This window comes from Kordiimonas lipolytica, from assembly GCF_001550065.1.
Genome location: NZ_LRUB01000015.1, coordinates 1 through 21317 on the forward strand (window position 1 = coordinate 1; position 21317 = coordinate 21317).

Sequence of the window (21317 nt, forward strand, 5' to 3'; positions counted from 1 at the left end):
TGAACCGCCCCGGGATTGTCGGAGGCAGGTTGGTTTAAGTTAAGCGGCCATGGGGCGTTCGTCCAGCATGGCGTAGTAATTTCTCTCAGCCTCGGCAGGTGGAATGTTGCCGATTGGCTCCAGCAGGCGTCGATGATTGAACCAGTCGACCCATTCAAGCGTCGCAAATTCAACCATCTCAAATGACCGCCACGGCCCTCGCCGATGGATGACTTCGGCCTTGTAGAGCCCGTTGATCGTCTCGGCGAGTGCGTTGTCGTAACTGTCCCCGACGCTGCCAACCGATGGTTCGATACCATCTTCTGCCAAGCGTTCGGTGTATCGGATCGAGACATACTGGCTGCCCCGGTCACTGTGATGGATAAGCCCGCCTTTTCTTGCTGGCCTGCGGTCATGCAGAGCCTGTTCAAGTGCGTCCAGCACAAAGCCCGTATGTGCCGTCCTGCTGACCCGCCAGCCAACGATGCGCCTGGCAAACACATCAATGACAAAAGCTACATAAACAAAGCCCTGCCATGTGGCGACATAAGTGAAGTCAGACACCCACAACATGTTGGGTGCCGGGGCATGGAACTCGCGGTTCACTTGGTCAAGTGGACAAGGGGCTGACTTGTCGCTAAAGGTGGTGCGAACAGGCTTGCCTCGAATGGCGCCTTGTAGCCCCATCTCGCGCATCAGACGCTCGACTGTGCAGCGGGCCACATGAAAGCCTTCACGGCCGAGTTGACGCCATATTTTGCGGACACCGTAGACCAGAAAGTTCTCCTCAAAGACACGGGCAATCTCCGGCTTCAGTGCCATATCGCGCTGTGCCCGTGCAGACAGAAGTGACGGGTCACGGCGACAGGCCAGATGGTGGTGGTATGTGGATGGGGCGATCTGCAGCAAACGACAGATCGGCTCGACCCCATACAGGTCCCGGTGCTCGTCGATAAAACTGATCAACGTCTCAGTGGGCGGTCGAGCTCCGCCTGGGCAAAATAAGCCGATGCCTTGCGCAAGATCTCGTTGGCTTGCCTCAGTTCCCGGTTCTCCCGTTCAAGGGCCTTCAGCTTGTCGGCAACCTCGGTCGGCATACCAGCCCGCTGGCCGCTGTCCACCTCTGCTTTCTTGACCCATTCGTTCAGGGTCTGAGGGACACAGCCAATCTTGCTGGAGATGGATACAATCGCTGCCCAACGGGACGGATAATCGCCCTCATGGGAAAATACCATGCGGACCGCACGGTCGCGGACTTCAGGTGAAAATTTGTTCGTGGTCTTGCTCATAATGGCTCCTTTTACTCAGAAGTTGGAGCCTCCGGCAATCCCGGGGCGGTTCAGATCGGCGCCGACGCGCACCTGGTGTTCGGCCCCGTGGAACTGAGGTCAGAGCTGACGCAAACCTGGCTCCATAGCCCCAAGGCGATGCGCGTGCGCGACAGCGAATTCGGCGTATACGGGCAAGCCAGCTACAATATTGATGAGCGCTGGGCGCTCCATGCGCGGTATGAATATTTCAAGGACCGCGATTTTGTAAACGCGTCCGAAAATGCGCTTTTCGGTTTCAGCTACCGCCCCAAACCACCGGTGGTGTGGAAGCTTGAATATGTCACCCAGTGGGGGCAGGAACTGGACATCGAGCAGGGCTTCAAGGCCTCGCTCGCGGTCCTGTTTTAGGGGGTGCCACAGTGAAGCGCGCCTTCATATACCGCTCCCCGGCACGAGCCCTGATGGTGGTCATGGCATCCCTGATGCTGAGCGCGAAAGCGTCAGCCGAGGAAAAGATGCTGATCATCGCCAACAAGAATGTGCCGGTGGAAGCGATGGAGCTTGAAGAGCTGAACCGCATCTTCATGCTCAAGCGCCAGGTGTGGCCGGACGGCAGCCCCGTGGTGCCCGTGAACCGCGAGGCCTCCAGCCCTGCGCGGCGGGAATTCACAGAAAAAGTGCTGGGCCGCAGCATGCGATCGCTGGCCAACTATTGGAACCAGATGCAGTTCAAGGGCTTCATGCCGCCCGTGGTGCAGGAATCCGACGCCGCCATGGCCGCCTTTGTGCGCAATGTGGACGGAGCCATCGGCTATGTGGTGGCCGATAAGGTCCCCGAAGGTGTGCGCGTGCTGGGGGAAATCCCGTGATCAAATGGATGGACAGCTCGATCCGGCGCAAGCTGATGCTGTCGCTCATCGGCATCTTCATCGTGACCTACGCGCTGACGGCGGCCGTGGTACTCACCAGCGTACGTGGGAGCCTGCAGGACACGGAAGCAGGCGCGCTTAGGCAGATCGCCAGCCAGAAGCTCGGGCGGGTTGAGGCTTATTTCCAGTCGCTCGCCACCAATGTTACGGCCTGGACCCGGCTTGAGGTGATGAACGATATCTTCTCTGCCGACATAGACAAAAGGATCAGCCGCACGCTGGCGGAACTGCATGACCAATATGCCCTTGAGGGTGACGTTTATGTATTTGACGCCGAAGGCTTCATCGTGGCCGCGTCCCACCCGGTGGATACGGAGCTGACGATCCCCGACGCCTGGCGGCTGGAAGCGGGCGACCCGCTTCGGTTTGAGGGCAAGGGGCCGATGCCTCTTGCGGGCGGTGCAGACACCGGGGAGATCGTGGCGCTCAAGGCGCCGATTGCGGCACGCTTCGGCGGCAAGGCCCCCATTGGTACGCTGGTGGCCACCGTGCCCTGGCATGTGGTGGAAACCATCATGGCGGAAGACGGCCTGCCCACCCTGCTGGTGAGCGAGGAAACCCACACACCGCTTCTTGCAGCCCACCTGCCCATGCCTGATACGGCCCTGCCCACCGATAACGCGGGCCTCAGGGCGCTGATGCTGGGGGGCGAACGCTATATTACCGGGCACGCCGATGCCGCGACCGGCAGCCTGACCGGATGGGCAGTGATTTCCGCCAAACCGGAAGCCACCATCAGTGCCGCCATCACGCGTGTGGCGCTACAGCTTCTGGCGCTTGGCGCGGCGCTTTATGTGCCCATCCATTTCGGCATCCGCTGGATGGCGCGGCGGCTGACTGACCCCGTGAACACGCTTGAAAAGACAGTCAGCAGCATCACCAGCGCGCGCGACCTGTCGCTAAGGGCCAATGTGCAGGCGGGTGATGAGATCGGCAGCCTCGCCCGCGCTTTCAACACCATGGCGGAAAGCCTGCAGGAAACCTCGCGTGAGCGCGAAGATGTGCTGGAGCGGCTTGAGAAGCTGAACCTGACACTGGAAAAGCGCGTCGAGGAACGCACGGCCGAGCTTTCCGGCGCCAACGCCCAATTGCAGGAAGCGTTCGAGCAACTCAAGACCACCCAAAGCCAGCTGGTGCAATCTGAAAAGATGGCGTCCCTCGGCCAACTGGTGGCTGGTGTGGCGCACGAACTGAATAACCCCATCAGCTTCATCTACGCCAACTTCCCGCACATTGAGGAATATGCCGACGAGATTCTGGCACTGCTGGACGAAATCCGCCACGTGCCCATGCCCGATGACGCCAAGGCCGTCATTGAGGGCAAAATTGACGATCATGACATCGACCTAGTGCGCGAAGACCTGAAGAAGATCGTCTCAAGCGGCATGGCCGGGGCGTCCCGCATCAAGGAAATTGTGCTGGCGCTCAGGAGCTTCTCCCGCCTTGACGAGGCCGAGAAAAAATCCGTCAGCCTTGAGAAGGGCCTGGACGACACGCTGGCGATCCTCAACCATTTCATTAAGGGCGGGATCGAGGTTGAAAAAGACTATGGCCTCAGCGCCCCGGTGGATTGCCACGCAGGCCAGATCAACCAGGTGTTCACCAACATCATCTTCAATGCCGTCCAGGCGATGGGCGAAAGCGGCAAGATCACGCTTGTGACCAAGCGCGACGGGGAAAACGCAGTGATCCGCATTGCGGACACCGGCCCCGGCATCCCTGAAGGCGTGATCGAGCGCATCTTCGATCCCTTCTTCACCACCAAGAAAGTGGGCGAAGGCACGGGGCTCGGGCTCTCCATCTCCTATGGTATCATTGAAAAACACGGCGGCACGCTTGAAGTGGAAAGCACGCCCGGTGAAGGTACCACTTTCACCATCACCCTGCCCATTCATGCAAAGGATGACGACGCATGACCAGACTTTCGCCCCCGAATGCAGACAAATTCACACTTCTGTTCGTTGATGACGAACCCGACATCCTCGACAGCCTGTGGCGGGCCTTCCGCAAGGAATTTCGCATTCTGAAGGCAGATGGCGGGCAGAAGGGCATCGACATCATCAAGTCCGAGCCCGTGCATCTGATCATCTGCGACCAGCGCATGCCGGATGTGACCGGCGACAAGGTGCTGGCGGTCGCGCGCGAACAGCAGCCGGATGCCGTGCGTATCCTGCTGACCGGCTACTCAGACATCGAAGCGCTGGTGAACTGCGTCAACGACGCGCAGATTTACAAATATATCACCAAGCCGTGGGAGCCGGAGATGCTACGCCTGACGGTGGTGCGCGCGCTTGAGGCGCTGGCGCTCGATCAGCAGCTGAAGATGACATCAGCCGAGCTTGAGCAGGCCTATGAAGACGCCATCACCATGCTGTCGGTGGCGTGCGAGGGCAAGGACGAAGACACGGGCTATCATGTGCAGCGGGTGCAGCACTATACCGAAGCGCTGGCGCTTGAACTGGGCATAGACGGCGACACCGCGAAGCATATGGGGGTGATGAGCATCCTTCATGACGTGGGCAAGCTGTTTGTGCCGGACGCGATTTTGCAGAAGCCCGCCAAGCTGGACGCGGACGAGTGGGACGTGATGCGCCAGCACCCCGATAACGGCGTGCGCATTTTGGGCGAAAACGCCTTCTATCAGGTGGCGCGCGAAATCGCGGGCGGCCACCATGAAAACTGGGACGGCAGCGGCTACCCGAAGGGCCTGAAGGCGGATGAAATACCGCTTTCGGCGCGCATCGCCAAGGTGGCGGACGTGTTCGATGCGCTCTCATCGAAGCGCCCCTACAAGGAACCCTGGCCGCTCGAGAAAACGCTCGGCCTTCTGAAGAATGGGCGCGGCGGTGAGTTCGACCCCGATGTGATCGACGCCTTCTTCAAGCTGCATGAGCGCGGGAGGATCGCGGAGATCATGCGCGACTATCACGCCCATGACGATCCGGACGTGGCGGCCAAGGAAGGCCGCTAGTCCACCAGCTTCAGCTTGCCGCGCATCTTCTTGCGGTCGCCCATGGTTTTCTTGGCGGTGATGCGGCGTTCCTTTGAGGCTTTCGACGGCTTGGTTGCCACGCGGAACTTGGGGCGTTTGGTCGCCGCCTTCAGCATGTCGGTCAGGCGTTTGGTGACCGCGCGCTTGTTGTCGATCTGGCTCCTATGCGTGTCTGACATCAGCACAATCTCGCCGGCGGCTGTCATGCGCCGGCCCGCAATCTTCCTCAGCCGGATGAACATCTCATTGCTGATGGCCGCACACGCCCGCGCGTTGAACCGCAGCTCAACAGCGGTCGAGACCTTGTTGACATGCTGGCCGCCCGGGCCCGACGCGCGCTTGGCCGTCAGCTGGATCTCAGCTTCGTCAATCTGGATATGGGGCGCAATTTCAAGCATGCAGCGACCATAGCGCACCCGCCCCGAATTGCAATCTTCGGCGCGGGGCGTGGGTTCTAAGTGCTGCGCACGCTCGCAACAAAGGCATCGGACTGCGCCTTCAGGGTCTCTACGGTCTGCGCCAGGTCATCCGCCGCGCGCGACAGTTCGCCTGCGGCTGTGTGGGTCTGCTCGGCGGTCGAGCTGACTTGCTCGATATTGCGCGCCACTTCCTGCGTGCCCTGCGACGCTTCCTGGATATTCCGGCTGATCTCCATCGTCGCGGACGACTGTTCCTCGGTTGCCGACGCGATGGCCGCCGCGATTTCATTGAGGGAGTGGATGCTGTCCGCGATATGGCTCACGGCCGTCACCGTGGTGTCGGTGTTGGCCTGGATCGACTGCACCTGGGTGCCAATGTCACCGGTGGCCTTGGCGGTCTGCGATGCCAGCGACTTCACCTCGTTCGCCACAACGGCAAAGCCCTTGCCCGCCTCGCCTGCGCGCGCGGCCTCGATGGTGGCGTTAAGCGCCAGGAGGTTGGTCTGTTCGGCAATGTCATTGATCAGGCGGATCACGTCGCCGATGGTGTCGCTTGCCGTCTTCAGTGAATTGATGGTCTCTGACGCTTCGCCTGCCTCGACAGCCGCCTCGCCCGACCGGGCCGAAGATGTGTTCACCTGCCGCGCGATTTCTTCCACCGATGCTGTCAGCTCCTCTGCTGCTGCCGCCACGGTCTGTACATTCATTGTCGCCTGTTCGGCCGCCGCCGCCACGCCCGTGGCCATGGACTGGTTCTCATCGGCATAGCGGGTCAGCTGCTGCGCGGTGGCGCGGACCTGCTCGACCGCGCTCGTAAGCGATGTCACGACACCCATCACGCTGGCCTCGAACGACGACGCCACTTCTTCGCGGTGCTCCTGCTCGCGTGCTTCGGCAGCCTGCATCTTGTCGCAGATTTCGTTGATATGATGCGCGCCGGCCCCGAAGGCGCCCGCCATGCCGGTCTCAAGGAAACGGCGGTAGAAGCGGTGTTCGGAGGCAGCCTGAAGGGCCGCGTCCGATTCCCGGATATAGGCGTCTGTCAGGTCCAGAATCCGGTTGAAATCCGTCAGCGCGCCAGACATGGGGCCGAACTTGTCCCAATCGGTGATCCGGGCCTCCATATTGCCCGATGCAACCTCGCGCGCAACCTCGGTCAGGCGCTTGCAGGCGGCACTCATCATGTCGTTCTTCACCCGCTCTTCCTCGAGCGCGCGTTCAAGCTCGGCAATGCGGCTGCTCTCAGCGCCACCGTTTTTCTTCAGTTTTCCAAGCCAACTCATGCCGCCACACTCCAGATAAAGCTGTCATAGTCCTGCCCCGCGCCAGAGAGCATGGCCTGTAGCCGCGCGGTTGAGGCCGCCAGCGCTTCCTGCCCGTTCTTGTGCGACTTCTCAATGTCCAGAAGTTCCCGATAGAGCGGCTTGATGGCCTCAAGCCCCTTCTTTGGCGGCACGCGGCGATTGGAATGGTAGCCGACAATGCTGCCGTCCGGCGCCAGGGAAGGCGTGACATGTGCCAGCACCCAATAATATTTGCCGGTGGCGGACATGTTTTTCACATAGGCGAAAATCTCATGACCGTTAGAGATCTGGTCCCACAACAGCTTGAACACGGCGCGCGGCATATCCGGATGCCGGATGATGCTGTGCGGCTGGCCGATCACATCGCTGGTGGTCATTTCCGCCACCCGGCAAAAGACATCATTGGCATAAAGAATCCGACCCTTCAGGTCGGTTTTCGAGACGATAATCTCGTTACTTGGAAACGTGATTTCCTCATCAACAGGAACCACGCCTGATTTTACTGACATAATGCATCCCAATCGCTAACAGGTTCCCCACCCTGCCTTCAAACCAAGGGGTATCGGATTTGTGTTAAATTTATTTTAATTGATAGAACGATCAATTGATTTACCGAAAAAAACGGAAAATTTCGTTCAGAGGCAGGAAAACACGCGAGCCCTTTGCCGTGGAGGCAGGGAGGAAATGGTGCCGCTTACGTGACTCGAACACGTGACCCCATCATTACGAATGATGTGCTCTACCAACTGAGCTAAAGCGGCCCTTGCATCAAGCAATGTCCCCAGGGCAGGGAGCCCCGTACAGGCGGCGTATATAGCGGATGGCAAAAGGCGAGACAAGTATTTTTAGGCGCGGCGAAGGGCGTGTCAGGCGCCCAAACGCTCGGCCTCATCCCCATCCAGCACCGCGTCCGCCGACGGGCCATTGGAGCCCACCAGCATGGCGATCGGGGCTTCGCCCGGGTCTTTTTTCGCCTGCGCGACCGCTTCGCCCGCGTGCCAGCGGAAGCTGTCAAACCCGCCGCAGCTGCCACAAAGCGGCGCCCAGCCTTTGGGCGTATGGCCGCAATCGGAACAGACCCAGCGCGCACCATCTTCCGCGTGGGCCAGCGCGGCCTCGATCGGATCGGGGTTTTCGCCGAGCGCGTGCGCGAGCGCGAGCCGATATTGCCAGGCCGCGCGGGTTGGTGCCTCACGCGTCAGCTTCTCCAGCACCGGCTTGGCAGCGTCATAGTCGCGCGCGTCCATCAGCGCGTCGGCCAGCAACAGCAAGGACTGTGCGTCATCGGGGTTTGCATCTGTAAGCGAGCGCACGCGCTTGAGCCAGTCTGCGCCGCTTTCGGCTGCGTCCAGTTCCTTGAAAACGCGGGCAAGCGTTGGGTGCGGCGTGCGGGACCAGACATCCCTGATGATTTTCTCCGCGCGCTTCTTGTTGCCGCTTGCATATTCAAGCTTGGCGAGTGCAGCAGCCGCAGGCGCAAAATCGGGCCGTAGCTGCAGCGTTTTCTTGAAATCCTTGCGGGCACCGTCGCGGTCACCCTTCAGATTCTTCTCTGTGGCCTGGGCAAAGGCGAGCGCAGCCTTGTGGCGGCTAACCACCTTTGATTCCAGAAGTTTTTCACGTGAAACCTTCGAAAGTGCATCTTCGGCTTCCACCCAGTTGCCGGCTGCGACTTCAAGCGCAAACAGGGTTTTGAGCACCCAGGGGCTTTTCCTGTTTTCTGCAAAGGCCGTACGCGCAAGGCGAAGCGCTTCGTTTTCACGCCCCAGCCTGCGGGCTTCCTGCACAAGACCGCGAAGCCCCAGGAAGCGCCCGTCTTCGGTTTTCTCCAGCGCCTGATAGCGTGCCTGGGCAGCCTTATGGTCGCCGCCGCGGGTGGCGGCCTCTGCCGCGATCAGATGCACCATGGGTTGGGGCGGCAGCAGCACTTCGGCCTGTTCCACCAGCTTTTTCGCGAGCTTGTGATCGCCAGCCGAAAGCGCAACGAGCGACTGGTTGAGCATTTTAAGCCCCCGGCCCTGGCGCTTGATTTCCGCATTCTTGCCAAGAACAGGCATATCGCGCCTGATCCAGCCAACAAGCCATACCGTCCCGGCCGTTACCGACGCCACTATGGCAGCAAAAAGCACCATGGAGGCAAAGCTGGTGTAAACCCGCCGCCCGGCGAAATCGATGGTCACGGCGCCAGGGTTATCAGCAAGCAGGGCAGCGGCCCACGCCACAAGCAGGATCGCAGCCACCCAAAGGAACAGGCGGATCATTGGCCGCCCCCGGTCATTTGTCCGATTGGAAGGGGTACGGTCGATGACGACACGCGCGCGATCAGGCGGTCGAATGCCCGGCTCACGCCCGCATAGGCTTCGGCACGGCTGCGCCACGTGGCTGTGGCTTCAAGCGCGGGGCCTTCAAGGCCGGCGAGTACCTTGGCCGCCCCCGCAACATCGCGCGCGAGCAGCAGTCGTTCGGCTTTCACCAGTTCAGCGTCAAGTCCAGTTGCGCCCGCATCCGTACGGCGGCTTGAGAAAAGGTTCGCAAGGAAACTGCCTTCCGCCTTGTCTGCTGCATTGACCGCCGCGGCCGCGACACCGTCGAACTCCGCGACCAAGGTGTCATAGCTTGCGATGCCGCCAGCATGGCTTTCAAGGTAACCGATGTCAGCGCCGATCATCTGCTGATCGAGGGCCGGCAGGGCGGCAAAATCGGGCCTGAGCGCACCAAGGTCGGCGCCAAACGGCTGGCCTGTGAGCGCCCGGTCCCGCATGCGGCCAAGCGCCAGCACGATCCGACCGCGCGGGGATGCTTCCAGCGCCCCGGCCTGCACGCTTGAAAGCGTATCCTCAACCGCCTTCAGTCGTGCCTTGAGGCTTGCGGCCTCACTGCGCGCAAGCGCAAGCGCGCCCTTGAGTTCCACAACACCCGGGTCAGCTTCATTCGAAAGGGTCGAAAGCCGCGCCACATCGTCCGTCAGCCGGGTGATTTCCGCCTGCAGCGAAGCAAGTCTTTCAGGGGCAACCGAAGGCGCGGCCGTGCCACCGGCACCCGCAGCCGCCAGCTGGTTCAGGTCAGCCTGCAGGGCATCGCGCGCCGCGCTGGCAGCCTTCAGGTCTTCGGCCTGCTGCGCCAGAATCTCCTGCTGGCGGGCAAAGGCCGCCTTCAGGTCTTCCACCGCATCTTCAAGCGGCTTGCTATCAAAAGTCGTCTGGGCAGAAGTATTGGCTGGTGGTGGGGCCAGATTGATCCCCAGGCTGGCCAGCCCAGGCGCGAACCGGGGGGCGAAATAGACACCCGCGCCGAAAGCACCCATCAGGCCGACAAGGCCCCAAGCCAGCTTGGTGCCAGTACCCATGTCGGCTTTTTTTGGCGAAGTCGTGCCAGATGACTTGGCTGCTGAGGTATCAGATGATTTTCCCTGAGACGCCCTTTCTGGCTCAGGTGTCTCATCGATGATGGTAGCCTCGATGATCTCGGGCTCGTCTGGCTTATCAGAAGCGGCGTCAGGCGCCTTGTCTGTATCTTTGTCGCTCACAAGCATGCCCCGTTTGGGGTCCCCTTAGTCTTCGATCTGGCTGAAGAGTGCCTTTTCGGTGGGTATGATGGCATAGCGGACAGACCGCCAAGGCCCGATCAGGTTCTGGGCAACGCGGGTTGAAAGCGCCACCGCATCTATCTTCGAAAGCCAGTCGGACCGGCCATATTCTGCCGCCGCTTCCTCAAATGTGGTGGCTGTACGCGGCGAATAAAAGAGGGCGACATCGATTTCACCTTCTTCCAGAGACTCCTGCACACCAGCAGAAAAGGACCGGAGCGGCCGCGACTGGTACGTCACACGGGTGTCGGCATCAATTCCCTCACCGCGCAGGACGTCAGTGATATTGTAGCTGATCACGTTACCCGCCAGGTGCGTATATTTGCGCTTCTCGGAAAGCCCCTCGTCCAGAAGGATCGGCACCAGCTGGCGCGCGGTGCCCGGGCCAGCGGTGACATTGGTGAAACCAAGCTTGCGGGCCTGATTGGCCGTTTCCTCACCCACCGCGAAAATCGGGCGGTCCTTGTTGCCAATGTTGGCCAGGCCAAGGCGGGCGCCGTTCTTGCTGGTTACAATCAGGCTGCGGTCTTCGTCCGGGATTTCAAACGATACAGGGTCGATCTGGATCATCGGCGCGATGATCACCCGGTGGCCAAGCGCCTCCAGCTTCTCTGCGGTCGGCGTGGCTTCTTCCATGGGGCGCGTGATCAGGACTGTGGTCATTCTATCTCCGCTTCGATGGCGCGGGCGAGATCCTCAAAAAAGGCTTCACCCGCATCTTTGCGTATCTGTGCCCCGATATCTTTACCGAGGTCGGCGGCGCGGTCAATCTCTGCGGCGCAGTCACCCGTTTTTTCAAATACCTGGGTGCCGTCCAGCGACAAAAGCTGCGCCTTCAGCGTCAGGCGGCCGCCATCAAGGCTGGCATGCGCCGCGATGGGCGTGCGGCAACTGCCGTCCAGCGCACTCAGGAACGCGCGCTCAGCCGTCACCGCCAGCGCTGTCTCAACGCAGTGCAGCGGCTTCAGAAGGGCAATCATCGCGCCGTCAGAGGTGCGCACCTCAACCGTCACCGCGCCTTGTGCAGGCGCCGGCAGGAAATCGCTGACAGGCAGTGTCTCGGTCGCCTTGTCGCTCATGCCCAGGCGGTTCAGGCCGGCGCGCGCCAAAAAGGTGCCTTCAGCCTCGCCCGCAGCCAGTTTCTTGAGCCGGGTCTGCACATTGCCGCGGAAGGTGACCACCTTCAGGTCTGGCCTCAGCCTCAGCGCCTGCGCCCGGCGGCGGAGTGACGCCGTACCCAGCGTTGCGCCCTTGGGCAGGTCCCCGAAACGGTTGACGCTTGCGCTCATGAACACGTCGCGCGGGTCTTCGCGCTTCAGGAACACGGTCAGCGCCAGGCCTTCCGGCAGGTGAGTCGGCATATCTTTCGAGGAATGCACCGCGCAGTCGATATCACCCGATAGGAGCGCGTCTTCGATTTCCTTGGTGAACAGGCCCTTGCCGCCCGCATTCATCAAATGCCGGTCCAGGATGCGGTCGCCGGTGGTCTTGATTACCACGATTTCCACATTGTCCTCGCTAAGGTGCGCATGGGCCGCCACAAGGCGCGCTTTCACGTCTTCGGCTTGTGCCAGCGCAAGCGGGCTGCCACGGGTTCCAATCCTGAGGGTCTTTTTGCTGCTGGTCGCTTCTTGCACGGATGCCTCTTCTGGTGCTATTGCGGGCGCGGCTGAGGGTGATCAACCGCGTGATCATTCTCTGGCTTATAGAACTTTCTGCTATCAGGCTAAAGCCCAAATGGGGCAAGATGCCCAAGTAGCACATGAGCTGAGACAATATGCCCCGCCCATTGGACACTTCTGGGGCACTTTTGGGCCCTATGGGTGTGCCCTTTTGTGCCATTAGGGCACACCGAGAGCATGATATGTGCCCTTTTTGGGCCGAACAGGAATTCAGTGGTGGAAGACAAGTCAAGCACGGCAAAACAGGCGCAGCGCCCCTTTGTTCTGGGGATTGAGACCAGCTGCGACGAAACCGCCGCCGCCATCGTCAGCGCGGACCGGCAGGTCCTTGCGCACAGGGTACTGAGTCAGATTGATGACCATGCCGAATTTGGCGGCGTGGTGCCGGAAATTGCCGCGCGCCAGCATATCTCCCATCTGGATAAGTTGTTGGAATCCCTTATGAAAGATGCTGATCTCGGCTTTGATGACCTGGACGCCATCGCCGCCACTACCGGGCCGGGACTGGTGGGTGGGTTGATGGTCGGTGTCATGACAGCCAAAGCAATCTCCACCGCCAGCGGAAAGCCTTTTGTCGCCGTCAATCATCTGGCAGGCCACGCGCTGACAGTGCGGCTGGTGGAAGATGTCAGCTTCCCCTACCTGCTGCTGCTGGTCTCCGGCGGACACTGCCAGATCCTCGCCGTCACCGGGGTTGGTGAGTTCACGCGGCTTGGGACAACCATCGATGATGCGGCGGGCGAAGCCTTTGATAAGACAGCAAAATTACTGGGGCTGGGCTATCCCGGCGGCCCGGCGGTAGAGGCCGCGGCACGCGAAGGGCGGGCAGGCCGCTTCAAGCTTCCGAAGCCCATGGTGGGCAAGCCGGGCTGCAATTTTTCCTTCTCCGGCCTCAAGACCGCCGTGCGGCGTCTGGCCGAAGAATGCGTCGCGGTCGAAGGCGTGCTCACCATCAAGGACCGCAACGATATCTGCGCCGCGTTTCAACAGACGCTGGGGGACTGCCTGATCGACAGGCTCAGGAATGCCATAGCGATGTTCCGCGAAACCGCAGGAAGCGGCGCCTTTCCGCTTGTTGTCGCCGGCGGGGTGGCAGCCAACAGCTACCTGCGCGGCCGCATTGAGGCGCTGGCGGAACAGGAAGGCATGCGTTTCTCCGCGCCGCCTATGAGCCTGTGCACAGACAATGGCGCCATGATCGCCTGGGCTGGGCTTGAGCGCTTCCTGGTGGATCCGGCTATCAACGATATGGATGAAGCGCCAAGGCCGCGCTGGCCGCTCGATGACGATGCCAAGCCTATGGTGGGTAAAGGAAAAAAGGGCGCAAAGGCATAAGCTTCTTGCCTCCCCGCCAATTGCCGGGCAATCTGGGCGCATGCCTTTTTCATCAGAATAAGCTATGAGTTTTTGGGGAGAGACAGGTGCAGAAAATCGGTGTACTTGGCGGCGGTGCCTGGGGCACAGCACTGGCAGCAGCAGCAACGCGGGCCGGGCGCGACACCCTTTTGTGGGCGCGGGAAGCGGAAGTTGTGGCCTCAATCAACGACACCCACATAAACACCCTTTTCCTACCGGATGCCGACCTTGACCCTGCCTTGAAGGCCACCGGAGACCTTGCGGATTTGGGCGACCGTGATGCCATTCTTCTTGTTGCGCCTGCGCAGCATCTGCGCACCATGGTGCGGGACTTGGGCCAGCATATTGGCAGCCATGTGCCGCTTGTGATCTGCTCCAAGGGGATCGAAGTCGCGACCGGCAAGCTCCTCTCCGAAGCTGTGGCCGAGGAATGCCCGGAAAACCCCGTGGCTGTACTTTCCGGCCCCACGTTCGCGATTGAGGTTGCGCGCAACATGCCGTGTGCGCTCACGCTTGCCGCAGCAGACAACACGGTTGGAAACCAATTGATTGAAGCCATCGGCCAGCCCACCTTCCGCCCCTACTATAACCATGATGTGGTGGGCGCACAGATTGGCGGCGCCATCAAGAATGTACTGGCCATCGCGACCGGCATCGTGGCGGGGCTTGGTATTGGCGAGAACGCCCGCGCGGCTGTTATCACCCGGGGGCTGGCTGAAATCATGCGCTTTGGCGCGCTCTACGGCGCGGAGCGGGAAACACTGATGGGCCTGTCCGGCCTTGGAGACCTGATCCTGACCTGCTCGTCGACTCAGTCGCGCAACATGTCGCTTGGCAAAGCCATCGGCGAAGGCCGCACCTTCGCCGATATCATGGCAGAGCGCCGGTCAGTAGCCGAAGGCGCCCATACCGTTGAAATCGTTCATAAAATTGCGACGGAGAAAGGCCTTGATATGCCTATCACCGCCGCCGTTTACCAGATTCTCAAGGAAGGGCAGGACGTACGCACCATTACCGAAACCCTTCTTTCCCGCCCTTTCACATCCGAAAGCTGATAGGAGACAGCCATGCTGTTCATGATCCTCGCCCACGACAAACCCGACAGCGTCGACCTGCGCATGGCCAACCGGCCCGCCCATCTGGACTATATCAAGGGAGCGGGTAACCGCATCAAAGTTGCGGGCCCGATCCTGTCCCCCGGCGACGACCCCAAACCCGTGGGCAGCATGATCATCATCGATGCCGCCAGCGAAGGCGCGGTGCGGCTTTTCGCCGAAAATGACCCTTATGCCACTGCGGGGCTGTTTGAAGCGGTCGAGATCAAGCCCTGGAAAGCCGTGGCCGGCGACTGGATCCCGGCCTAGGGGGCTGCCGTGGCTTTCTGGCTGGTAAAATCTGAGCCCGAAGACTGGTCCTGGCAGGATCAATGCGGGGTAGAGAGCGAGCCCTGGACAGGTGTGCGCAACCATCAGGCCCAAAACAACATGCGGGCAATGGCGGAAGGTGACCTGGTCCTGTTTTACCATTCCGGCAAAGCGCGCGAAATTGTTGGGCTGTGCGAAGTCGCGAAGGGGCCTTATCCAGACCCGGATGACCCAAATGGCAAATTCTGTCTGGTGGACTTGCGCGCCAAAGCCAAAGCCAAAACGCCCATAAGCCTTGCCAACATCAAGGCAATCCCAGATCTCAGCCACCTCGCGCTCGTCCGCCAGCCGCGGCTATCCGTAATGCCGATTGACCCAGAGGCCTGGAAGGTCTTGACGAAACTGGCCGGATTGGACTGATGAGAGCACCGCCCCCGCTTGCCCTAGAGGACACGGCCGTCGGCATCCCTCCTGGAACGCTTCTCGTGAAACTGGACGACCTGCCCGAGCATGGCGGCAAGGATATCGTTTTCCGGGAAGGCACACACAGATTGCAGCTTCTGGTCCAGCGTTTTGATGGGCAATTCCATGTGTATGAAAACCGGTGCCCCCATGCCGGCACGCCGCTCAACCTGTTCGGTGACCGCTTTCTGGATACGACCAACAAGCGGCTGATCTGCCGAACGCACGGCGCGCTTTTTGATCCGCTGACCGGGCTGTGCGTGCGTGGTCCATGCAAGGGCGATCACTTGCGCGCCGTCGCCTTTGAGGTCAGGGACGGTGGCTTGTATTCGCTTTAGCGTATCTTCAGGTCAGATGATGACGGTGCCTGAGCGCGGTTGCGGCGGAGCCGTGCGGTTTGTGCCTTCACCCGGGCGCTCCACCGAGATCACGAACCAATAGTCCTTGTATCCGTCCTCATGCTGGACAGACTTGAGCACCATCGAAAGCTCCGGGTCGAAATACACTGTTTGGGTCTTGCGCTTGGTGCGACTGCTGCTGCTGGTTTCTGTCACGATATCAACAACAAAGACCTTCCTGTCGCCAGACGAAAGGTTCAGCGTCTTTTCCCCGACAACAGAAATATGAGACCAGAAATTATAAGCTGTGCCACGATCCAGGCGCTTGATATTGCCTGAAAAACTGACCTCTTTGCCAACAGCAAGCGGAAACAGTTGCTCCAGGATCGCTTCATCGAAATCTGCTTCATATTGATAGTGAGATTCGCGGCCACTTACCGGATACAGGCCGCGGTATGCGCTGAACTCGGCAATAGGCTCGCCCCGAATATACATTTCGGTCGTCACCAGTTTGCCGGTGACAGCGGTTATTTCTGCGTAGATTTCCTGACGGTGGCGCTGGATAACAGCGCGCGTACCTACGACGGCTGGTGGGGAAGACGGCGCCTGTGCAATGGGGTCGCACGCTGCAAGCATGGGTAACAGCAGCAGTAGCAAATAGCGCAATTTCATCGGCACACGCAATTACTCCCCAAAAAACGTCAATGCCCCTCTTAGCACCCCCATCGTCCGGTGGGAAGTGGCCTGATGGCGTACCAGAACAAACTTTAGCTTATCAAGCCCCTGCTCCTGCAGCTAAATTTCCGGTAACCGCCCTTAGGTGGGGCGCATGGTCTGCGGATGATCCGCACCGGAGTCTTTTGCGCGCAGGCTGGCCAGTTCGATATTACGTTTAATCACATAAGACTGGGGTGCCATTTCAAGCCCACGCCTGTATTCCTCAAGCGCCAGATCGATCTCACCCGTTTCAAGGTAGATATTGCCCCGATTGTTGTAGAAGCGCCAGTTATTGGGCACGATACGGATGGCTGTGTTGCAATGATCCAGAGCCTCTGACCAGGCCTCTTCCATAATGAGCGCAACGCACATGCCGTTGTGGGCCCGCGCACGCTGCCAATCTGTCAGGTCCCGATCCAGCGCAGCAGTGAAAATCACACGCGCTTTCTCCGTATTGCCCACCTGTATCATCTCTCGGCCCTTTTTCAGCAAATCCGAAGCCTTGAGAACGATGTTATAGGTGTAGGCATTGGCCATGCCCGAAATCGCCAGTGCCGCAGTTGCAGCCAGCAGGTAGCGAAAAGTAGTCCGCATAACGATCTCCTTTCGTTTTCCCCCTACCGATCAACGGATCAGATGTTTCATCTTACCACAATTCCGGCTGAACCGGGATAGTGCATCAGCGAAGCGTCCTTGACCGATTGGTTATAGTATCACACAGGCGTACGAATGGAGACAACTAAGCCTTCGTTTGGCTTAATCCAGATCTCTTGGCCGGACAAATTTCAGCAGATTACCGCGGTCGAGATCGGCCTGTTCAAGGGTGGGCGCTTCAAATTCGAAAATGCTGAGCGCGCAGGTGGGGTATTTGATCCTTAATTGACGAACAGTCGAACTGTCGCCCGTTTTGGCCGATCTGATTGCCATATCCTGAAATCCGGGATTATGGCCCACCAAAAGAACAGCCTGATGCTGTCCGGCATCCGCCTTGATAATCCGGCGAATGGTCTCTGTGCCGGCACCATAAAGAGACGGTTCATAGAGGACATCAAATGAGAGGTTCCCTGCCTCAGATAGGGTTTCGAGAGTTTCCCGCGTTCGCTGCGCCGTGGAACATATGACCAGCTTCGGTAAGTTTTCGTCCTTCGATAGCCAACGCCCCATCTGCGCCGCAGCTTGCCGGCCCCGGTCATTGAGCGGCCGATCATGGTCCGGCAGTCCAGCGCCCCAATCGGACTTCGCGTGCCTTAGAAGATATAATCTGGCCATCAAGCATCCTTTCATTGGGATCAGCACCAAGTTGGGTAGACCTTTTCAAAGCCGCGAAAGCTTAATCCAAATTCGCGAAAGCACGAACAAGTTTGCCTTGATAGGCCCAGAAAAATGCAGGGAAACGACAGCGCCTGGCCGCAGCAGGCATTGATCTAGGCAGCAGGCCTGCTAAACAGGCTGCAGCAAAAAGGGAGGGCATAATGCTTATGATCGACGGACAGGCTGAAAAGGGAACCATTGTACTTGCCCACGGGGCTGGAGCAGGTGCAGAACATCCTTTCATGGCAACCTTCGCTGAAGGCCTGGCGCAAAAAGGATTCCAGGTCGTTCGGTTCAACTTTCCCTATATGATCAAACGCATGGAGGACGGCAAAAAGCGGCCGCCAGACAGGGCGCCAAAGCTTCTTGAGGCATATGAAGGTGCGGTCAGGGGTGTGGAGACCGCAGGCAGGCCGCTGATTATTGGTGGCAAGTCCATGGGCGGCCGAATTGCGAGTATGCTCACCGCAGAGAACCATCAGCTGGGCATCGACGGCCTCGTTTGCCTGGGCTATCCCTTTCATGCGCCCGGCAAGCCAGAAAAGGTTCGTACCGACCATTTTCCCGATATTGAAGTACCAACCCTGATCATTCAGGGCGAGCGCGACCCATTCGGTGGCACAGCGCTTCTGAAGAACCTTTCCCTGCCTTCAAACGTCACCGTTCACTGGGCCCCTGACGGCAACCATGACCTGAGCCCCAGAAAGGCGTCCGGTTACACACAAGAAGGCAATTGGGCCACCGCCATGGATGCGATCGCCACTTTCGCCGCAACCTTATAGGTAAAGCGGCGCTGGCACCCCCAGCGCCGGAGCTTCAGCGCTGCAGCATCTTCTGTGCGGCTTCGACGAACTTCTTGCTGTTGTCATCTTTATTCAGGTCCGGCCGGGGCGGCACTGTCAGCCCTTTCTGGACAGCTGGCCGAGCCTTGAGGCGTTCCGTCCAATCCTGCAGATGATCAAGCCCGTCCAGCGACAGGCCAGCCCAGCCATGGGCCATGACCCAGGGGAAGCACGCAATATCGGCAATGGAATAGGCGTCTCCGGCCAGATAGGGGCTTTCCGCCAGGCGTCGGTCCAGAATGCCATAAAGCCTGAGCGTTTCATTCTGGTAGCGGTCGATAACTGCCGGGATCTTCTCAGGGAAATAGCGATAGAATACATTCGCCTGCCCCTGCATCGGCCCAAGGCCACCCATCTGGAACATCAGCCATTGGGTCACCAATGACCGTCCCTTGCTATCCTGGGGCATCAGCTGGCCGGTCTTTTCAGCCAGGTACATCAGAATGGCGCCGGATTCAAAAACCGCAAAATCATCTGCATCATGGTCAACAATCGCAGGAATTCTGCCATTGGGGTTGATGGCCGTGAACCAATCTTCTTTCTGTGCACCAGATGACAGGTCGATCGCCTTCATTTCATAGGGCAGGCCCAGTTCTTCAAGCGCAATTGAGACTTTGTAGCCATTCGGTGTGGCAGCTGTGTAAAAGGTGATCATGTGTCGCATTCTCCGTGTTGCCAATGAAGATAGGCCCTGCCGCACAAGTTTAAAGCGGCAAGCCAGTCACATTTTCGGCATCATGAAAAAAGGGGGCCTGAAGCCCCCCTGGATTCGCTGTTTGTCCGGATCCACTATTTATTCTGGCGGTTCTCGATCAGGTCATCGACAACGCCCGGGTCCGCGAGCGTGGATGTATCCCCCAGATTTCCGAATTCGTTCTCAGCGATCTTCCGAAGAATCCGGCGCATGATCTTGCCAGAGCGCGTCTTCGGCAAAGCAGGGGCGAACTGGATAAAGTCAGGCGTCGCAATCGGGCCGATTTCCTGGCGAACAAGCGCCACCAGCTCTTTGCGCAACTCTTCCGACGACTCAGCACCTTCAAAAAGCGTGACATAGGCATAAATGCCCTGGCCTTTGATGTCGTGCGGGAATCCCACCACGGCGGCTTCCGCAACCAGATCATGCTCAACAAGGGCCGATTCCACTTCAGCCGTCCCCATGCGGTGACCGGACACGTTGATCACATCATCCACCCGTCCGGTGATCCAATAGTAGCCGTCTTCATCGCGGCGGCATCCATCGCCCGTGAAATACATGCCCTTGTATGTAGAGAAATAGGTTTGCTTGAACCGATCATGATCCCCAAATACAGAACGCATCTGCCCCGGCCAGCTGTCGGTGATCACGAGGTTGCCTGATGTCGCACCCTCAAGAATATTGCCGTCCTGATCCACCAGGGCGGGCTTCACACCAAACATCGGGTTGGTGGCGGAGCCCGGTTTCAGGTCTGTGGCGCCGGGAAGTGGCGAGATCATCACGCCGCCTGTTTCCGTTTGCCACCAGGTGTCAACAATCGGGCAGCGCTCCTCACCCACCACCTTGTGGTACCATAGCCAGGCTTCAGGGTTGATCGGTTCGCCAACCGTCCCCAGAAGCCGGATTGATGACCGGTCATGCTTGGTTACAAACTCGTCACCCAGCCGCTCAAGCGCCCGGATTGCCGTTGGCGCGGTATAGAAGATGTTCACCTTGTGCTTTTCGCACACCTGCCAGAACCGGCCAGCGTCCGGGTATGTTGGGATACCTTCAAACACGAGGGTCGTGGCACCGTTCGCGAGTGGACCATAAACGATATAGGTATGGCCGGTCACCCAGCCCACATCTGCAGTGCACCAGTAGATATCGCCCTGTTTATAGTCAAACACATACTCATGCGTCATGGCCGCCCAAACCATATAGCCACCGGTGGTATGGAGGACCCCCTTCGGCTTGCCGGTCGAGCCGGACGTATACAGAATGAAAAGCGGGTCTTCGGCGCTCATTTCTTCTGGTGGGCATTCGGCAGGCACAGTCGCTGCAGCCTCGTGATACCAGACATCGCGGCCTTCAGACCAGGCAACCTCGCCGCCAGTCCGCCTGACAACCACAACGCTGGAAACATCCGGGCACTGCTCAAGCGCCGTATCAACATTGGCCTTCAGCGGCACTTTCTTTGCGCCGCGCAGGCCTTCATCTGCGGTGATCACGAAGGTGGACTGACAATCCTGGATACGGCCAGCAAGGGCGTCCGGCGAGAAGCCGCCGAACACGACCGAATGCACGGCACCAATACGCGCGCAGGCCAGCATCGCATACACGGCTTCCGGGATCATCGGCATATAGATGGTGATCCTGTCACCCTTCTTTGCACCGCGCTTCTTCAGCACATTTGCAAACTGGCAAACCTGCTCATAAAGCTCGCTAAAGGTGATGTGCTTGCTGTCGGCAGGATCGTCCCCTTCCCAGATGATAGCGGTATCATTCGCGCGTTCCGGCAAGTGACGGTCGATACAGTTGGCGGACGCGTTGAGCGTGCCATCTTCGAACCATTTGATGGAGATGTCCCCGCTAAAGCTGGCGTTCTTCACCTTGGTGAATGGTTTCATCCAGTCTATACGACCGGCCTGGTCCTTCCAGAACCCATCCGGGTCGTTGATGGACTGCTCATAGAGAGCGTCATATTGCTCCTTGGTGCAGTGCGTACCCTCAAGCGCCGACGCTGGTACTGGAAAAACGAAATGCTCGCTCATTGCCTACTCCCTCCAATAAATGCAATGGCGATCATGCA

23 protein-coding genes, 1 tRNA gene and 1 other annotated feature are annotated in these 21317 nt (G+C 59.4%); of the genes, 10 read left to right on the forward strand and 14 right to left on the reverse strand.

Features of this window, described 5'->3' with window-relative positions; translation table 11 throughout:
* Window positions 1-39: 39 nt before the first annotated feature.
* Window positions 40-1268 (reverse strand): IS3 family transposase gene (locus KORM41_RS07630; protein ID WP_156431930.1). Its coding sequence is split into 2 segments (ribosomal slippage): window positions 40-980 and window positions 980-1268, totalling 1230 coding nucleotides; the frame shifts between segments, so codons are not numbered across the junction.
* Window positions 871-987, reverse strand: a sequence feature (AL1L pseudoknot). It overlaps the preceding gene by 117 nt.
* An 87-nt stretch (window positions 1269-1355) precedes the next feature.
* Between KORM41_RS07630 and KORM41_RS07640 the strand changes: the two genes are divergently transcribed.
* The 4 genes from KORM41_RS07640 to KORM41_RS07655 are packed head-to-tail and all read left to right on the forward strand — an operon-like array spanning window position 1356 to window position 5150.
* Entirely contained in the window at window positions 1356-1658 is a 303-nt protein-coding gene (locus tag KORM41_RS07640; RefSeq protein WP_156431931.1) for a hypothetical protein, read from the forward strand.
* A gap of 11 nt (window positions 1659-1669) precedes the next feature.
* Complete coding sequence (locus KORM41_RS07645) at window positions 1670-2119, forward strand: type 2 periplasmic-binding domain-containing protein (RefSeq protein ID WP_068147016.1); 450 nt, start codon at window positions 1670-1672, stop codon at window positions 2117-2119.
* A complete protein-coding gene (locus KORM41_RS07650) occupies window positions 2116-4095 on the forward strand; it encodes an ATP-binding protein (protein ID WP_068147019.1) in 1980 nt (659 codons plus the stop codon). The genes KORM41_RS07645 and KORM41_RS07650 overlap by 4 nt, the downstream gene beginning before the upstream one ends.
* Window positions 4092-5150: an HD domain-containing phosphohydrolase gene (locus KORM41_RS07655; RefSeq protein ID WP_082719835.1), complete on the forward strand. Its 1059-nt coding sequence runs from the start codon at window positions 4092-4094 to the stop codon at window positions 5148-5150. The genes KORM41_RS07650 and KORM41_RS07655 overlap by 4 nt, the downstream gene beginning before the upstream one ends.
* Here KORM41_RS07655 and arfB read toward each other — a convergent pair.
* From arfB to hemC, 8 genes are all read right to left on the reverse strand, one after another.
* The gene (gene arfB / locus KORM41_RS07660) at window positions 5147-5569 is read right to left on the reverse strand and encodes an alternative ribosome rescue aminoacyl-tRNA hydrolase ArfB (protein WP_068147024.1); all 423 of its coding nucleotides are present in this window, start codon (window positions 5567-5569) and stop codon (window positions 5147-5149) included. The genes KORM41_RS07655 and arfB overlap by 4 nt on opposite strands.
* 56 nt (window positions 5570-5625) lie before the next feature.
* A complete protein-coding gene (locus KORM41_RS22355) occupies window positions 5626-6873 on the reverse strand; it encodes a methyl-accepting chemotaxis protein (RefSeq protein ID WP_068147026.1) in 1248 nt (415 codons plus the stop codon).
* Window positions 6870-7403 (reverse strand): PAS domain-containing protein, encoded by a 534-nt coding sequence (locus KORM41_RS07670; protein WP_068147029.1) that lies wholly within the window; start codon window positions 7401-7403, stop codon window positions 6870-6872. Before KORM41_RS07670 ends, KORM41_RS22355 begins: the two co-directional genes overlap by 4 nt.
* A 176-nt stretch (window positions 7404-7579) precedes the next feature.
* A tRNA-Thr gene (locus KORM41_RS07675) sits at window positions 7580-7655 on the reverse strand.
* A gap of 105 nt (window positions 7656-7760) precedes the next feature.
* On the reverse strand, window positions 7761-9155 hold the full coding sequence (locus KORM41_RS07680; protein ID WP_068147035.1) for a heme biosynthesis protein HemY: 1395 nt from the start codon (window positions 9153-9155) through the stop codon (window positions 7761-7763).
* Complete coding sequence (locus KORM41_RS07685; protein ID WP_156431932.1) at window positions 9152-10420, reverse strand: hypothetical protein; 1269 nt, start codon at window positions 10418-10420, stop codon at window positions 9152-9154. Before KORM41_RS07685 ends, KORM41_RS07680 begins: the two co-directional genes overlap by 4 nt.
* Window positions 10421-10444: 24 nt before the next feature.
* Window positions 10445-11143, reverse strand: coding sequence for a uroporphyrinogen-III synthase (locus tag KORM41_RS07690; protein ID WP_068147039.1), 699 nt, complete (start codon window positions 11141-11143; stop codon window positions 10445-10447).
* A complete protein-coding gene (hemC, locus tag KORM41_RS07695) occupies window positions 11140-12117 on the reverse strand; it encodes a hydroxymethylbilane synthase (protein WP_068147042.1) in 978 nt (325 codons plus the stop codon). The genes KORM41_RS07690 and hemC overlap by 4 nt, the downstream gene beginning before the upstream one ends.
* A 261-nt stretch (window positions 12118-12378) precedes the next feature.
* On the opposite strand from hemC, the gene tsaD reads away from it, so the two are divergent.
* From tsaD to KORM41_RS07720, 5 genes are all read left to right on the forward strand, one after another.
* Window positions 12379-13497, forward strand: a complete 1119-nt coding sequence (gene tsaD / locus KORM41_RS07700; RefSeq protein WP_068147129.1) for a tRNA (adenosine(37)-N6)-threonylcarbamoyltransferase complex transferase subunit TsaD — start codon at window positions 12379-12381, stop codon at window positions 13495-13497.
* An 86-nt stretch (window positions 13498-13583) separates the two neighbouring features.
* Window positions 13584-14573, forward strand: coding sequence for an NAD(P)H-dependent glycerol-3-phosphate dehydrogenase (locus KORM41_RS07705; protein WP_068147044.1), 990 nt, complete (start codon window positions 13584-13586; stop codon window positions 14571-14573).
* A gap of 12 nt (window positions 14574-14585) precedes the next feature.
* The gene (locus KORM41_RS07710; RefSeq protein WP_068147047.1) at window positions 14586-14882 is read left to right on the forward strand and encodes a YciI family protein; all 297 of its coding nucleotides are present in this window, start codon (window positions 14586-14588) and stop codon (window positions 14880-14882) included.
* A gap of 9 nt (window positions 14883-14891) precedes the next feature.
* Window positions 14892-15302, forward strand: coding sequence for an EVE domain-containing protein (locus KORM41_RS07715; protein WP_068147050.1), 411 nt, complete (start codon window positions 14892-14894; stop codon window positions 15300-15302).
* Window positions 15302-15682 carry a Rieske (2Fe-2S) protein gene (locus tag KORM41_RS07720; protein ID WP_068147053.1) on the forward strand — a complete coding sequence of 127 codons (381 nt, stop codon included), beginning with the start codon at window positions 15302-15304 and terminating at the stop codon, window positions 15680-15682. The genes KORM41_RS07715 and KORM41_RS07720 overlap by 1 nt, the downstream gene beginning before the upstream one ends.
* Window positions 15683-15694: 12 nt before the next feature.
* On the opposite strand, the gene KORM41_RS07725 is transcribed toward KORM41_RS07720, so the two are convergent.
* The 3 genes from KORM41_RS07725 to KORM41_RS07735 form a co-directional block, all read right to left on the reverse strand.
* The gene (locus KORM41_RS07725; RefSeq protein WP_068147055.1) at window positions 15695-16354 is read right to left on the reverse strand and encodes a hypothetical protein; all 660 of its coding nucleotides are present in this window, start codon (window positions 16352-16354) and stop codon (window positions 15695-15697) included.
* A gap of 144 nt (window positions 16355-16498) precedes the next feature.
* Window positions 16499-16993 carry a tetratricopeptide repeat protein gene (locus KORM41_RS07730; RefSeq protein WP_068147058.1) on the reverse strand — a complete coding sequence of 165 codons (495 nt, stop codon included), beginning with the start codon at window positions 16991-16993 and terminating at the stop codon, window positions 16499-16501.
* Window positions 16994-17155: 162 nt separating this feature from the next.
* Entirely contained in the window at window positions 17156-17668 is a 513-nt protein-coding gene (locus KORM41_RS07735) for a SixA phosphatase family protein (protein WP_068147060.1), read from the reverse strand.
* 203 nt (window positions 17669-17871) lie between these two features.
* Between KORM41_RS07735 and KORM41_RS07740 the strand changes: the two genes are divergently transcribed.
* Window positions 17872-18492: an alpha/beta family hydrolase gene (locus KORM41_RS07740; RefSeq protein ID WP_068147065.1), complete on the forward strand. Its 621-nt coding sequence runs from the start codon at window positions 17872-17874 to the stop codon at window positions 18490-18492.
* Window positions 18493-18526: 34 nt separating this feature from the next.
* On the opposite strand, the gene KORM41_RS07745 is transcribed toward KORM41_RS07740, so the two are convergent.
* Window positions 18527-19207: a glutathione S-transferase family protein gene (locus KORM41_RS07745; RefSeq protein ID WP_068147069.1), complete on the reverse strand. Its 681-nt coding sequence runs from the start codon at window positions 19205-19207 to the stop codon at window positions 18527-18529.
* Between the two features lie 134 nt (window positions 19208-19341).
* The gene (gene acs / locus KORM41_RS07750) at window positions 19342-21279 is read right to left on the reverse strand and encodes an acetate--CoA ligase (RefSeq protein WP_068147072.1); all 1938 of its coding nucleotides are present in this window, start codon (window positions 21277-21279) and stop codon (window positions 19342-19344) included.
* Window positions 21280-21317: the final 38 nt, after the last annotated feature.